Origin of the sequence: Chitinophaga sp. CC14 (assembly GCF_048957795.1) — a bacterium.
GTDB classification, from domain to species: Bacteria; Bacteroidota; Bacteroidia; order Chitinophagales; family Chitinophagaceae; genus Chitinophaga; species Chitinophaga ginsengisegetis.
In genome coordinates, this window is sequence record NZ_JARBFY010000001.1 from 1,078,105 (window position 1) to 1,091,649 (window position 13,545).

At 45.5% G+C, this 13,545-nt stretch carries 13 protein-coding genes; 8 read left to right on the forward strand and 5 right to left on the reverse strand.

Annotated features, from left to right (window positions below; translation table 11 throughout):
* On the reverse strand, nucleotides 1-585 hold the full coding sequence (locus tag PV783_RS04565) for a hypothetical protein (RefSeq protein ID WP_363431885.1): 585 nt from the start codon (nucleotides 583-585) through the stop codon (nucleotides 1-3).
* A 355-nt stretch (nucleotides 586-940) separates the two neighbouring features.
* Entirely contained in the window at nucleotides 941-2,464 is a 1,524-nt protein-coding gene (gene gpmI / locus PV783_RS04570) for a 2,3-bisphosphoglycerate-independent phosphoglycerate mutase (RefSeq protein WP_111577068.1), read from the reverse strand.
* A 293-nt stretch (nucleotides 2,465-2,757) separates the two neighbouring features.
* Here gpmI and PV783_RS04575 point away from each other — a divergent pair, with 293 nt between their 5' ends.
* The 4 genes from PV783_RS04575 (at nucleotide 2,758) to PV783_RS04590 (ending at nucleotide 5,410) form a co-directional block, all read left to right on the forward strand.
* Complete coding sequence (locus PV783_RS04575) at nucleotides 2,758-3,171, forward strand: DUF4783 domain-containing protein (protein WP_079469898.1); 414 nt, start codon at nucleotides 2,758-2,760, stop codon at nucleotides 3,169-3,171.
* A gap of 136 nt (nucleotides 3,172-3,307) precedes the next feature.
* Nucleotides 3,308-4,159, forward strand: coding sequence for a carboxylating nicotinate-nucleotide diphosphorylase (nadC, locus tag PV783_RS04580; protein ID WP_420987260.1), 852 nt, complete (start codon nucleotides 3,308-3,310; stop codon nucleotides 4,157-4,159).
* 10 nt (nucleotides 4,160-4,169) lie between these two features.
* Nucleotides 4,170-5,051 carry a diacylglycerol/lipid kinase family protein gene (locus PV783_RS04585; RefSeq protein WP_079469895.1) on the forward strand — a complete coding sequence of 294 codons (882 nt, stop codon included), beginning with the start codon at nucleotides 4,170-4,172 and terminating at the stop codon, nucleotides 5,049-5,051.
* A gap of 20 nt (nucleotides 5,052-5,071) precedes the next feature.
* A complete protein-coding gene (locus PV783_RS04590) occupies nucleotides 5,072-5,410 on the forward strand; it encodes a translation initiation factor (RefSeq protein WP_420987261.1) in 339 nt (112 codons plus the stop codon).
* A 55-nt stretch (nucleotides 5,411-5,465) separates the two neighbouring features.
* On the opposite strand, the gene PV783_RS04595 is transcribed toward PV783_RS04590, so the two are convergent.
* Nucleotides 5,466-6,458 (reverse strand): aldo/keto reductase, encoded by a 993-nt coding sequence (locus PV783_RS04595; RefSeq protein WP_420987262.1) that lies wholly within the window; start codon nucleotides 6,456-6,458, stop codon nucleotides 5,466-5,468.
* Nucleotides 6,459-6,545: 87 nt separating this feature from the next.
* Entirely contained in the window at nucleotides 6,546-7,484 is a 939-nt protein-coding gene (locus PV783_RS04600; protein WP_420987263.1) for an AraC family transcriptional regulator, read from the reverse strand.
* 345 nt (nucleotides 7,485-7,829) lie between these two features.
* On the opposite strand from PV783_RS04600, the gene PV783_RS04605 reads away from it, so the two are divergent.
* The gene (locus PV783_RS04605; protein WP_420987264.1) at nucleotides 7,830-9,398 is read left to right on the forward strand and encodes a glycosyltransferase family 39 protein; all 1,569 of its coding nucleotides are present in this window, start codon (nucleotides 7,830-7,832) and stop codon (nucleotides 9,396-9,398) included.
* Nucleotides 9,399-9,401: 3 nt separating this feature from the next.
* Here the strand turns inward: PV783_RS04605 and PV783_RS04610 are convergent, their stop codons facing one another.
* Nucleotides 9,402-10,145 (reverse strand): biotin--[acetyl-CoA-carboxylase] ligase, encoded by a 744-nt coding sequence (locus tag PV783_RS04610; RefSeq protein ID WP_420987265.1) that lies wholly within the window; start codon nucleotides 10,143-10,145, stop codon nucleotides 9,402-9,404.
* Nucleotides 10,146-10,303: 158 nt separating this feature from the next.
* Here PV783_RS04610 and rsfS point away from each other — a divergent pair, with 158 nt between their 5' ends.
* The 3 genes from rsfS to PV783_RS04625 all read left to right on the forward strand — a co-directional run bounded on the left by rsfS (nucleotide 10,304) and on the right by PV783_RS04625 (nucleotide 13,456).
* Nucleotides 10,304-10,708, forward strand: coding sequence for a ribosome silencing factor (gene rsfS, locus PV783_RS04615; RefSeq protein WP_079469889.1), 405 nt, complete (start codon nucleotides 10,304-10,306; stop codon nucleotides 10,706-10,708).
* Nucleotides 10,709-10,784: 76 nt separating this feature from the next.
* Entirely contained in the window at nucleotides 10,785-12,812 is a 2,028-nt protein-coding gene (ftsH, locus tag PV783_RS04620; RefSeq protein ID WP_420987266.1) for an ATP-dependent zinc metalloprotease FtsH, read from the forward strand.
* Nucleotides 12,813-12,820: 8 nt separating this feature from the next.
* Nucleotides 12,821-13,456, forward strand: coding sequence for a LutC/YkgG family protein (locus PV783_RS04625; protein WP_420987267.1), 636 nt, complete (start codon nucleotides 12,821-12,823; stop codon nucleotides 13,454-13,456).
* Nucleotides 13,457-13,545: the final 89 nt, after the last annotated feature.

The window sequence follows — 13,545 nt, forward strand, 5'->3', positions numbered from 1 at the left end:
TTACATCCCTGTTTTTGGTGCGATCGTTACATTTACTTCAAGTTCTTTTGGCGACAGGAAAGCAATTTTCTGATAGGTAGTCATCCGAACCTGCCTGTTTTGCTGGTAGTGCAGATCCTGCCGGAATTCATACACCATGTTACTGGTATAAGAGTGGATGTTTACCTGTTGTATGTTGCCATGTTTATCCAGTTCAAGAGTTATTTCCGAAGGATTGGTTTGTTTTCCTTTGGATTTATAGATCAGTGATCTTCTTCCGGAAAACGGATCATACAAACCAGAGGTATCATATTCGTCCCGGAGCGAGGGCTTATTCAGGTCTGCATCAGTGAAGGGCTTTAACAGGTCGTGTACCGTGGCGCTGTCGCTGCCGGGAATGCTGATGGTATCTGTTTTGCCATTGAGCGTCACGGATTTATGTAGTATAAAGCCGCCTGTGCGTATATGGGCATCCTCCTGGCCGAAGTACTCCGGCAGTTTTATGAACTTATCTGGCGTATTGTTTTTTGATGGTTTATTTGCCAGGTTACAGGCCATTAAGCCAATCATGGTAAACAAAGCGGTTGCTTGCCTGTATTTTTTCATGCTGCAAAATTAATACTTAAATACGGGTCATAAAAAATGCGCCGTAAAAACGGCGCATCGATGCATGAGCAAATCTGTCGAGAGCACTAAAAATATGTAAATCAGCGTGTTGAGCTGATATTTTTCGTGGGTAACGCTTGTTAAACGGAGGTGATAAACCAAATGTTACAGGGGTGAATAAATAAACCGGGGAAAATAGGGAGAGGATCGCCGGAGATCAGACTGATCATATGCGACTTTGAAAAGAAGAAGGGAGATAAAAGCGAATATCCGCTTATATCTCCCTAAATCATTTATAAAATCCAAAAAGTAATCCTGAAAAAAGACAATCGCCGAAGGCGGTCTCCTCTGGGGCCTACACCAACAGATTACCGGTCATTTCTTTCGGAATCTCCAATCCCATGAAATGCAGGATGGTAGGGGCAATGTCTCCCAGTTTACCATCTTTTACCGGGCCTCTGAAATCTTTATTGATAATAAAGAAAGGCACCAGGTTCAGTGAGTGGGCGGTGTTGGGAGAACCGTCGGCATTGATCATGAAGTCGGCGTTACCATGATCGGCTGTCAGGAAAACGGTATAATCGCTTGCAAGGGCAGCGGTTACCACGCGTTCCACGCAATGATCTACAGTTTCAACAGCTTTGATTACTGCTTCAAACACGCCGGTATGTCCTACCATGTCGGCATTGGCGAAGTTGAGCACTACGAAATCAGCGGATTTCGCCTGCAGTTCCGGAACGATGAGGTCCGCCAGTTCATTGGCGCTCATTTCGGGTTTCAGGTCGTAGGTGGCAACTTTTGGAGATGCCGCCATCAGCCTGCGTTCTCCTTCAAATTCTTTTTCCCGTCCGCCGGAGAAGAAGAAGGATACGTGTGGATATTTTTCTGTTTCAGCTATACGGATCTGTGTGCAATGGTCTTTTGCCAGCACTTCACCCAGGGTCATGTTCAGATTATCGTTTTCGAAGATGACGTGTACATTTTTATAGGTACGGTCGTAATCTGTCATGGTGGTGTAGTAGATATCCAGCGGTTTCATACCGAAATCCGGGATGGCTTCCTGGGTAAGCACCTGTGAAATTTCGCGGCAGCGGTCTGTCCGGAAATTGAAGCAAAGCACGGCATCGCCGTCCTGGATGGTGGCAATGGCTTTATGTTGATCATCAGTTACGATGATAGGTTTAATGAATTCGTCTGTAACGCCTTCGGCATAGGATGCTTTCACGGCGGTGAAGAGGTCCTGGGTAGGTGTGCCGATACCGTTTACCATGGCGTCGTAGGCCAGCTTTACCCTTTCCCAGCGCTTATCGCGGTCCATTGCATAATAGCGGCCGGTAACCGAAGCGATTTTGCCGGTGGTTTTTTCCAGGTGTGCGGAAAGATCTTCCAGGAAGCCTAATCCGCTTTTCGGGTCGGTATCGCGGCCATCGGTAAAGGCATGGATGTATACTTTTTCAAGTCCGTGCGCCTGGGCGATGGTGGCGAGTGCTTTTACGTGTTCAATATGAGAGTGAACGCCGCCGTCGCTTACGAGGCCAATCAGGTGAAGGGCTTTATTATTGTTTTTAGCATGTGCCAGGGTGTCGAGCAGGATCTGGTTCTGGGCCATTTCGCCATCGCGGATGGCTACATTGATCCTTTGCAGTTCCTGGTATACGATTCTGCCGGCGCCAATGTTCAGGTGACCTACTTCAGAGTTGCCCATTTGCCCGTCGGGAAGACCAACCGCTTCCCCGCAGGTTATCAGGTGGCTATGCGGGTATTGCTTGTATAAACTGCTTACAAAAGGGGTTTTTGCATGTGCAATGGCATCGGCTGTAGGAACTTTACCTTCGCCCCATCCGTCCATAATTACGAGAATGGCTCTTTTCTTTTCCATATCCTATCTGGTTATAGTTTAATATAAATTCACTCGAGAGGGTGAAAGTACTTATAAAGGGTTTAAATATTTTACAAAAATAAAGCTTCCGCGAAAAATAAGTGCTACAGGCATCTCGATATAGATTTCGTATTCTAATTATTCAAAATGAAACACATATTATCTTACCGTTATTACTTACGGCTTAATAGCTACCACGATAATGTGATTTTGTTGATTTGCAGGGTGTTTGGCATAGTTTTCGCTTTTAATTTGAGTTGGAGAAAATCACATTTTTAATAAAAAAACTGACAATGAAGAAGCTATTGATGGTGCTGGGGATTATGTTGTTGGGAGGTGCTTTTACAACACAAAAACTATCAGCCAGGTCAATTGAAATCACTGTTGCCGGCCCGTTCGATGATGTGGTGGCAGCACTCAAGAAAGGCGATGTAAGCGGTTTAGCCAGTTACCTCGATAATAACGTAGAGATCAATATAGCCGGAAAATCAAATTCTTACAGTAAGGCACAGGCCGAAATAATTCTGAAAGATTTCTTTTCAAAGAACCAGGTTAAATCATTTGAACTGGTGCATCAGGGCGGTGATAACTCCCGTTTTGGTATTGGCAATATGACTACCGGCAGCGGTAATTACAGGGTTTCTTTTTTCCTGCAGAAGAAAGGAGGAACGATGGTATTGAACGAACTTAGATTTGAGAATAAATAAAGATGCTAACATAAATTAGTTGAAAAACCATAGTGCCCCGCAATTTATTGCGGGGCACTTTTTATTTTTGAGCTATCTTTCGCGCTCAGAAGCAAAGCACCGATCTTTGCGTGAACACCAGATAATACAATCAATTATGTTAGATGAAGCAGCGCTGAATGCGTTTATCAGAAGCGCACTGGCAGAAGATATCGGAAGCGGAGACCACTCCACAATGGCTTGTATCCCTCCCACCGCCAAAGGGAAAGCGGTGCTGAAAATTAAAGAAGATGGTATCCTGGCCGGAATGGAAGTGGCGGAAGCCATTTTTAAATGGCTGGATATGTTTACTGTTTTTACACCCCATAAAAAAGATGGCGACCCCATGAAGGCCGGTGAAACAGCTTTTGAAGTGGAAGCCGCCGTACACACCCTGTTGATGGGCGAAAGGCTGGTGCTGAACTGTATGCAGCGAATGAGCGGCATTGCCACCTTAACGCACCGGTACGTGGAAAAACTAAAAGGATATCACACCCGTATACTCGATACCCGTAAAACTACTCCCAACTTCAGAATGCTGGAAAAAGAAGCAGTTCGTATAGGTGGCGGCGTTAACCACCGGATGGGATTGTATGATATGGTGATGCTGAAAGATAATCACATTGATTTTTCCGGTGGCATCACTGCTGCTGTTACCAATACCGTTGCATACCTGAAAGAGCGTAATCTGCCCCTCGAAATTGAAGTGGAAACACGTAACCTCAACGACGTGAAAGAAGTGCTGGCCGTAGGTCAGGTGAACAGGATCATGCTGGATAACTTTACCCCTGCTGATATTGTTAAAGCACTGGCATTGATTAACGGACGTTTTGAAACGGAAGCCTCCGGCGGCATCACAATAGATACCCTTGAGGAATATGCAAAAACAGGAGTAGACTATATTTCTGTGGGCGCTATTATACACCATGCAGTGAGCCTGGATCTGAGCCTGAAGGCGATTATATTATAAAACAGTTTTTTTGAAGAAGATTCTATTTATCATCAACCGCAAAGCGGGCACTGACCGTGAAAAACGATTGGAAAGCGCTATCAGCCGGCATCTGCCTGCCGATCAGTATGAGGTAAGCACTGCCTACCTGGCGTATCTTGGCCACGGTGCAGATCTGGCCAGGGAAGCTGTTAGTAACGGCGTAGATACCGTGGTGGCTGTGGGCGGCGATGGTTCTATTAATGAAATAGCACAGGGACTTGTAGGAAGCAATACCGCAATGGCCATCCTGCCGTTAGGCAGTGGCAACGGCCTTGCGCGCGCGCTGAAAATTCCGCTGGATGTGAATAAAGCGTTAAGTCTTGTTGTTGCCAATAAACAACGCGCCATCGATGTAGGCTACGCCAATGAGCACCTGTTTCTCAGCAATGCCGGCGTAGGATTTGATGCGCTTATTGCAGAACAATTCCGGCATAATACCAAACGTGGTTTATCCGGTTATGCGAAACTGGTGCTGAAAAGTTTTAACAGCTATGAACCGGCAGAATACAGGATCGATATAGATGGGGAAGTGTTGCAAACAAAAGCATTTCTTTTAACGGTTGCCAATGGCAACCAGTTTGGCTATGAATTTAAACTGGCTCCCAAAGCCAGTGTTTTCGATGGACAACTCGATCTTTGCGTAATGCCACCGGTAGGCATTCTGAGCCTGTTACCGGTAAGTATTTTTTCCCTGATGGGTAACATTGATCAAACAAGATACCTGAAACATTATACCGGCAAGGATATCACCATCAGCAGCAGCGCATTGCAATATTTGCAGGTAGACGGCGACGCAGTACCGCTCACCGAAAACGGCGTGGTACGCATCCGTATTCAAACAGAGGCAATCAATATAGTGGTAAACGAATAACCTTTAAATATTTTAGAGAGATGTCGAAAAAGAAAAATACACCAGGCAATGGAATCGTGTATTCCACCGATCCAAACTTCTCACTGGAGCCAGAGCAGGAAGAAGTAACAGAAACACTTGCCCCCGCAGAACAGATACTGAGAGTAACATTAGATAAAAAACAGCGCGCCGGTAAAGTAGTTACCCTCATCACCGGTTTTGTTGGTAAAGAAGAAGATATTGAGAAGCTTGGTAAGGAACTCAAAACGAAATGCGGCACCGGCGGCAGTGTGAAAGATGGTGAAATCCTGATCCAGGGAGATTATAAAGAGAAAGTAGTGAAGTGGCTGCTGGATTGGGGTTATAAGAAAACAAAATAATGTAAAAAGAATATCCGGATAGCGTCGCTATCCGGATATTTATACCGGGCGAATTTTACCTGTTTACCAGTTTCATTCCTCCTTCTGTATACCGTGTTCCGGCGATGGCGTTATTGCGTAAAATACCATCAATGGCCACCAGGTCATCTGCCGATAAATTCACTTCTGCAGCAGCGGCATTTTCCTGTAAATATTTTCTGCGTTTTGTTCCCGGAATGGGCACTATATCTTCCCCCTGTGCCAGTAACCATGCGAGTGATAACTGTGCGGCGGTAATCCCTTTTTCTTTGGCAAAAGTTTCCAGCGCATTTACCGTTTGTAAATTCTGTTCAAAATTTTCTCCCTGGAAACGGGGCAGGTTTTTGCGGAAGTCGCCATCTTTCAAAGCACCTGTGCTATTGATGGCGCCGGTGGAAAGGCCCCTTCCCAGCGGGCTGTAAGCCACCAGGGTGATGCCCAGTTCACGGGTAGCAGCCAGAATGCCATCTTCCACATCACGGGTAAACAGGGAGTATTCTGTTTGCAGCGCGGCGATAGGATGAACAGCATGGGCTTTTTTAATAGAGTCTACACTGGCTTCGGATAGTCCGAGATAGCGCACCTTACCTTCTTTTACCAGCTGGGCCATAGCGCCTACTGTTTCTTCTACGGGAATATTTTCATCTATCCGGTGGGTGTAATAAAGGTCAATCACATCTACCTTCAGTCTTTTCAAACTGGCTTCCACCGCTTGTTTCATATATTCCGGAGAACCATCAAAATAGTTGGTGCCATCTTCTTTAAATCTGAATCCGAATTTGGTGGCGAGGAAAACTTTATCTCTTTTAGTTGCAAGTATTTTTGACAAGAGGATTTCGTTGGCGCCCTGGCCATACATATCTGCGGTATCCCAGAAGTTAATGCCCAGCTCGAGTGCCAGTTCCAGTGTAGCCAGTGATTCTGTTTCATTAAAATCCTGTGCGGTGCCGTATGCATACGACATGCCCATGCAACCCAGTCCTATTGCGGAAATTGATTCGCCTGTTTTACCTAGTTTTCTGTACTGCATATTGTTAAAATTTAGTGATACAAATGTACGTGCAGGTACAGGCCCGGAATTGCAAGAAGCAAACAATTAATTGTAAATATCAAAGTATTACTGCGCCCGGTAAAGATGTGGAGAAACGCCGCTGTGATTTTTAAAGAAGTGCGTAAAGTTACCGGGATCTTCAAATCCCAGGCACCAGGCGATTTCAGCAATCTGCCAATCGGTGTGCATGAGCAGCAGGCGTGCTTCCAGCAGCATCCTTTGCCGGATATGTTCGCTCACAGTGCGGCCGGTGGCCTGTTTCACACACGCATTCAGATGATTGGGATGTGTATTTAATACCTGCGCAAACTCTTTGGCCGTTTTCAGCGCCAATTGATTATGGGTAAATTCAATCGGAAACTGTTTTTCGAGTTTGTCGGTAAAGCGGTGTGCGAGCGCCTGCGCAGCTGTTAACTGGCGTTTGGGTTCGTTTACCTGGGCCGACAGGCGTTTGCCTTCCAGCATCAGCAATTTCAGGTAAATAAGGATCGCTTCCTGTTTAAAGGCGGCATTCTCGCGGTATTCTTTTACCAGCTGTCTGAAAATGGATTGCAGATAATCGACCTGTTCATTTGTTAAGGTGAACACAGCCTTCGCTCCCAGCTGCAGCAGCGGGTGTTGCAACAGGTTTTCCTGATGATTAGGCTGTGATTCAAACAGCAGGTCGGTGAACAGGCAGTTGTAGCCTTCCTGCTCATCCGAGGTGGCGTGCCATGTTTTTAATTCGTAAGGATTAATAAAAAGTAAGGTAGGCCTATCGATCTCGTAACGGTTATCGCCGAGCGTAAAGATACCGGAACCTTTGGTGAAGAAACTGATCTTATAATAGTCCCGTCTGCTGGCTCTCACTTCATCCATGCAGGGGCAATCAGATCTTTCATGTACCGTAAAACTGCCATTTAACGGTGCTTTGGGAGTTACCTCCTTGTGCGTGTATAATAGCAGGTCGTCGTTAAATTCATTGAAAGTTCTGAACGTAATGGAGCTGTTTTTACTTGAAGGCATACACCAAATTTAAACAATTCTATGTTAAAATCTTTTGGTAATTCACCTGTGTATGTTAACTTTTATCCGCATACGATGTGTGTAAACCCTTACTGGTAGCTGCTTGTTTTTATAAATGAAACATAGTTGCAATTTCATTTTTGATTAATCAGAAAAAATTTCACAATTTGTTAACGCCTTTATCAACCAAAATCTTGTTATCATCAAGCCCTGATGATCGCTATGTAGAGCAGCCTGCCACATATGCCACTGAACAAGAAATTTTAAAATCTATAACGGAAATACATTGCAACATCAGCAGGTATTTCCGTTTTTTTTAATGAGTAAAATTTTTTGTTAGTGCATATGATACATCCCGCTGCCGGACAACCAGGCTATCGACGCACTTCTTTATGGTTGTTATTATCATTTATTATTATAAAGATGGTTTTCCAATACGCCGTATTAAGCCCGTATTACGAGCTTCACCGGGATGAGTACCTGCACCTGGATATGGCCAATCACCTCGCAGCAGGATATTTATCGGTGCCTCCGCTTACTGCTTTCAATTCTTTAGTAATACAATGGCTGGGCAATAGCTTCTTTTGGATAAAATTTTTTCCTGCGTTATATGGTGCACTCACAATGGTGCTGGTATGGAAGATGGTGGAAAAGCTGGGTGGCGGCTGGTTTGCGCAGGTACTGGCGGCACTGGCATTTTTATGTTCAGGTTTGTCGCGCATGAACATCCTGTATCAGCCTAATTCTTTTGATATCCTGGCATGGACGGCGTTGTTCTGGTGCCTGATGCAGTTGCTGCAAACACAAAACAACAAATGGTTATTGTGGATGGGTGTTGTTACCGGTGTGGGAGTGCTTAACAAGTACAATATTATTTTCCTGGTACTCGGAATGGCGGGCGCCTTGTTGTTGTCGTCACACCGGAAAGTATTTTTAAGTAAATACCTGTACATAGGAATGGCAGTAGCCGTGGTAATCATTTCCCCGAATATCATCTGGCAGTTGCAGCATGGCATGCCGGTGTTGCATCATATGAAGGAACTGAGTGAAAGCCAGCTGGTACACGTAAGCCGTATTTCTTTTCTGGGAGATCAGTTGAAGTTCTTTGTGGGAGGCGCTTTTATTGTAGTAGCAGCTGTTATCGGGTTAATTATTTCGCCGTCGTTCCGGACTTACAGGGTTATCATCGGTATTTACGCATTAACGATACTGTTGTTTACTTACCTGCGTGCAAAAAGCTATTATTCCGTTGGTTTGTACCCGGTGTTACTGGCATTCGGAAGTGTATACTGGGAGCGGATTTTCACCCACGACTGGACGCGTTACCTGCGGTTACTTTGGGTGGCCCTGATAGTAGTGCCTTTTGGGTTGCTGGTGAATGTTATTTTCCCGGTGATGAAACCGGTGCAGATCAGTGAAAAGGCCGGTAAATTCCGGTCGCTGGGTTTGTTGCGCTGGGAAGACGGGCAGGATCACATCCTTCCCCAGGATTTTGCGGATATGCTTGGCTGGCGCGACCTGGCAGATATGTCGTGGCAAACCTGGCAGCAGGTACCGGAAGCGGAGAAGCCATATACCTTGTTGATCTGCGACAACTACGGGGAGGCCGGTGCTTTGAATTATTATAACAGGGGAAGAAATATTCCGCTGGCCAACGCGATGGATGCGGATTATGTTTTCTGGTTCCGGGAGATGGATACCATCCATTACATTGTTAAAATTGGTAAGAAGCCGGAAGGCGCCTATATGAAAATGATAGGCATGTTGCAGCAAACCGGTGTAATGAAGGATACTTTGTCCAGGGAATATCAATGGGGCGCCGGCGCCTGGTTACTGTCGGACCTGTCACCAGACCTGCCGGCAGCGCTGAAGCGGGCTTTGCGTGAAGAGCAAAACGTTTACTCCGGTAAATAGCTACTACCGCGTAATAATAAATTCCACTTCCCCGAAGCCCAGTTGTAATATTTCTCCGTTTTTTTCCAGGCAGAGATGGCCATCCGGCAGTACATCGCGGATGATGCCTTCAAAAATTTCCCCGTCTTTGCGGTATAGCCCGGGTTGTTGCCAGCGGAAGAGCCTTGAAGTATATTCAGCGAGCAGGGTTTCGTAATTGGCGGGTTGCAGCTGCCGGATCCTTTTATCAAGGAAAGTGCATAGTTCTTTGGCCAGGTTTGCCGCCTGGTGGGTTTTGCCGGTAATTTGCCGGAGGGAAACCGCGTTGGGCAATTCAGGGGGGAAGGCGGCCTGGTTGATGTTAAGCCCGATGCCGATAATGGCATATTGCCATATATTTCCACGCAATACATTCTCAATCAGGATGCCACCTGCCTTTCTGTCACGCCAATAAATATCGTTTGGCCATTTGATGATGGTTTCGTCGCCGGCATGGGAAGTGAAGAAATCGGTGCTTCCGAGGGCTACTGCCACGCTGAGCATAAACTGCCTTGAAAGCGGTAACATAGCCGGTTGAAGGGCAATTGTGAGGGCGCTGATGTCTCCGGGTTGAGCGAGCCATTGTTTCCCGCGGGTACCTTTTCCGGCCGTTTGGTTGCTGGTGAACCAGGCTGTGCCTGATGTCACCTGGCCGGAATTTACCTGCTGCATGGCATAGTTATTGGTGCTGTCTATCTCGTCTAATATATAAAACGGGTGTCCTATCACATGAATCTTTTTTAGTCTGTATCCGGCCCGAAAAGTAATTCATTTTATTATTTAATTAACATTTTCAGGCCTCCCGCGGCGGATATTAAACATCTTATATTACTGCTTGTTTAGTAACTTTGACAATTAAAGATTATTTTTAACAAAAACGAGATTTATTGGCACCCTTAACCGTTCTGAGCACGAGAAAGAAGGCGCAGCAACGCCTGACCAGAGAAAGTGAAATTTTTACCACCATCATAAAGGCCATACAGGATAAGAAGGGGGAAAATATCGTGTCCCTGGATCTACGCCAGATTCCTGAAGCCGTGGCCGATTTCTTTATAATATGTGAAGCCAATTCCGGCACCCAGGTGAAAGCCATTGCTGATTATGTGTCAGAGGAGGTGGAGAAGCATACTTCAGAGGAACCGTACAAACACGAAGGATTTAGTTCTCAAAACTGGGTTCTGGTTGATTATGTGAATGTAGTAGTACACATTTTCCAACCCGAAAACAGGAAGTTCTATAATCTGGAAGAAATGTGGAGCGACGCGGACAGGATGGACCACACAGAAGACTGAACAAAACAGTTGTTTTAGAATTTAATTATTCATATTATTCTGATTGCAATAAACATCCGTAAAGGAGCGTAAGATTATGGAAAAAGGAGGCAATAACTTCAACAAGGGTTCAGAGAAATCACCTAAGAAAGGACCGAAGTTCAATATATACTGGGTGTATGCCTTTATTGGCGTAGCCCTGCTCGCAATGAACTTTTTTGATTTGAGATCCCCAACCAAAGAAATCAGTTTCCAGGAATTTCAGATTGATTATCTGAAACCGGGAGATGTTGATAAGCTGGTTGTTGTAAATAAAAAATATGTAGAAGTCTACATAAAACATGACCATCTTAAAGAGGCCAAGTTTAAAGACGTTAACAAAAGTAAATTTGGCGGAGAGAACCCCGGTCCTCACTTCCGTTTTTCTATTGGTAGCGAAGAAAGTTTTAAAAAGGATATAGATAAAGCACAGGAAGGCATTCCGGTGGAAAACCAGGTAAAGATCTCTTATGATGAGCGTCAGAGCTGGTTTGAACCTATCTTCCAGTTGCTGTTACCAATTATCCTGATCATTGGTTTGTGGATATTGCTGATGCGTAAGATGGGCGGCCCTGCCGGTGGCAGCGGAGGTCCTGGTGGCATCTTCAATATTGGTAAATCCAAAGCTACGCTGTTCGACAAAGGTACCCGTGTGAATATTACATTCAACGACGTGGCCGGTTTGGACGAAGCGAAAGTAGAGGTAATGGAAATTGTGGATTTCCTGAAGAATCCTAAAAAATATACTGCCCTGGGAGGTAAAATTCCTAAAGGCGCCCTGCTGGTAGGCCCTCCGGGTACCGGTAAAACCCTCCTGGCAAAAGCCATGGCAGGTGAAGCACAGGTGCCTTTCTTCTCTATGTCCGGCTCCGACTTTGTGGAACTGTTTGTAGGGGTGGGTGCCAGCCGTGTACGTGACCTGTTTAAACAGGCCCGCGAAAAAGCACCATGTATCATCTTTATCGATGAAATTGATGCGATCGGCCGTGCAAGAGGTAAGAATGTAATGATGAGTAACGACGAACGTGAAAACACCCTGAACCAGTTACTGGTAGAAATGGATGGTTTCGGAACAGACAGCGGTATCATTATCCTGGCTGCTACCAACCGCCCCGATGTACTGGACAGCGCTTTATTGCGCCCGGGCCGTTTCGATCGTCAGATCTCTATCGATAAACCAGATCTGGCTGGAAGGGAAACCATTTTTGAAGTGCACTTAAAGCCTATCAAAACTTCTCCCAACCTGGATGTGAAAAAACTGGCTTCCATGACGCCAGGCTTCGCAGGCGCTGATATTGCCAACGTATGTAACGAGGCGGCACTGATCGCTGCGCGTAAAGGCAAAACGCAGGTGGAAATGGACGACTTTAATGACGCGATTGATCGTGTAATTGGTGGTCTGGAAAAGAAAAACAAAATCATCTCTCCGGAAGAAAAAGAAGTAATTGCTTACCATGAAGCTGGTCACGCTATTTGCGGCTGGCATCTGGAACATGCTAACCCGTTGGTGAAAGTAACCATCGTTCCCCGTGGTGTAGCGGCGCTCGGTTATGCTCAATATCTTCCGAAGGAACAATATCTGTACAACACCGAACAGTTGCTCGATGATATCTGCATGACCCTCGGTGGCCGCGCAGTAGAGGAACTGGTTTTTGGTAAAATTTCTACCGGCGCACAAAACGACCTGCAGGTAATTACCCGTATGGCGTATGCAATGGTAACCGTGTACGGTATGAACGATAAAGTTGGTAACGTATCTTTTTACGATCCGAACAGTGATCAGTCATTTACCAAACCTTACTCAGAAGAAACATCCAAGATGATTGACGATGAAGTAAGAAAACTGATTGCCACCGCTTATATCAGAACTAAAAACCTGCTCACATCCAAAATGGATCAGGTGAAGGCACTGGCGGAAGAACTGCTGAAAAAAGAAGTTTTATACCAGGCCGACCTGGAAAGATTGATCGGTAAACGTCCTTACGATACCCACAAAGAGCACCAGCTGGGTAAAGAAGGCGCTCCTACTGAAGGAGTACATCCGTCAGATATCATCAATCCTTCTCCATCACCAGCTAATGCGTAAATAGTGATATGAAGATTTCTCCTGCTAAGGAAAATATTCTGAAGAGAGTACGGAATGCGTTAAGTCAGTCAGTACAGTTGCCCTTCCCGAATTCGGAGGGCAACTTGTCTGTTTTCAGAACCGAGAACGAGAGCCTGGAATTAAAGTTTGCAGAAGAATTTACCCGGTTGCAGGGAAAGTTTGTTTACTGTACAGGGAAAGGTGAGTTGATGGATAGCCTTCGTGCGCTTTGTGAACACAAAGAATGGCACAATGTGTTTTGCCAGACTCCTGCCCTGCTGAAAATAATTCATCAGCAGGAATTACCTGTGTTGAACCAGGGCACTATGCACGAAGCAGATGCCGCCATCACGGATTGTGAATACCTGGTAGCCCGCACCGGAACATTGGTGCTGAGTTCCGCACAACCCAGTGGCAGGGCCTTACCGGTATATGCACCAGTGCATATCGTGGTAGCCTATACGCACCAGTTGGTATTTGACCTGAAGGATGCGCTTAATAAGCTGAAAGATAAATACGGCAACGATATCCCATCAGCAATATCCTTTGCAACGGGGCCCAGTCGTACCGCAGATATCGAGAAAACACTGGTGGTAGGGATTCATGGTCCCAAAGAAGTATACGTATTTTTAGTAGACGAATAAATAAATGGCTTTTAGTCTTTAGCTGTTAACTTTCAGTGCCTGGGCGACGTATCGTTTCTTTCACTGAAGGTTAACTGTTAAAAGCTAAA

What these genes read in the sequence shown, in the direction of transcription:
- PV783_RS04565 (WP_363431885.1), bottom strand. Translation starts at nt 585, where the DNA reads ATGAAAAAATACAGGCAAGCAACCGCTTTGTTTACCATGATTGGCTTA.
- gpmI (WP_111577068.1), bottom strand. Translation starts at nt 2,464, where the DNA reads ATGGAAAAGAAAAGAGCCATTCTCGTAATTATGGACGGATGGGGCGAA.
- PV783_RS04575 (WP_079469898.1), top strand. Translation starts at nt 2,758, where the DNA reads ATGAAGAAGCTATTGATGGTGCTGGGGATTATGTTGTTGGGAGGTGCT.
- nadC (WP_420987260.1), top strand. Translation starts at nt 3,308, where the DNA reads ATGTTAGATGAAGCAGCGCTGAATGCGTTTATCAGAAGCGCACTGGCA.
- PV783_RS04590 (WP_420987261.1), top strand. Translation starts at nt 5,072, where the DNA reads ATGTCGAAAAAGAAAAATACACCAGGCAATGGAATCGTGTATTCCACC.
- PV783_RS04595 (WP_420987262.1), bottom strand. Translation starts at nt 6,458, where the DNA reads ATGCAGTACAGAAAACTAGGTAAAACAGGCGAATCAATTTCCGCAATA.
- PV783_RS04600 (WP_420987263.1), bottom strand. Translation starts at nt 7,484, where the DNA reads ATGCCTTCAAGTAAAAACAGCTCCATTACGTTCAGAACTTTCAATGAA.
- PV783_RS04605 (WP_420987264.1), top strand. Translation starts at nt 7,830, where the DNA reads ATGATACATCCCGCTGCCGGACAACCAGGCTATCGACGCACTTCTTTA.
- ftsH (WP_420987266.1), top strand. Translation starts at nt 10,785, where the DNA reads ATGGAAAAAGGAGGCAATAACTTCAACAAGGGTTCAGAGAAATCACCT.
- PV783_RS04625 (WP_420987267.1), top strand. Translation starts at nt 12,821, where the DNA reads ATGAAGATTTCTCCTGCTAAGGAAAATATTCTGAAGAGAGTACGGAAT.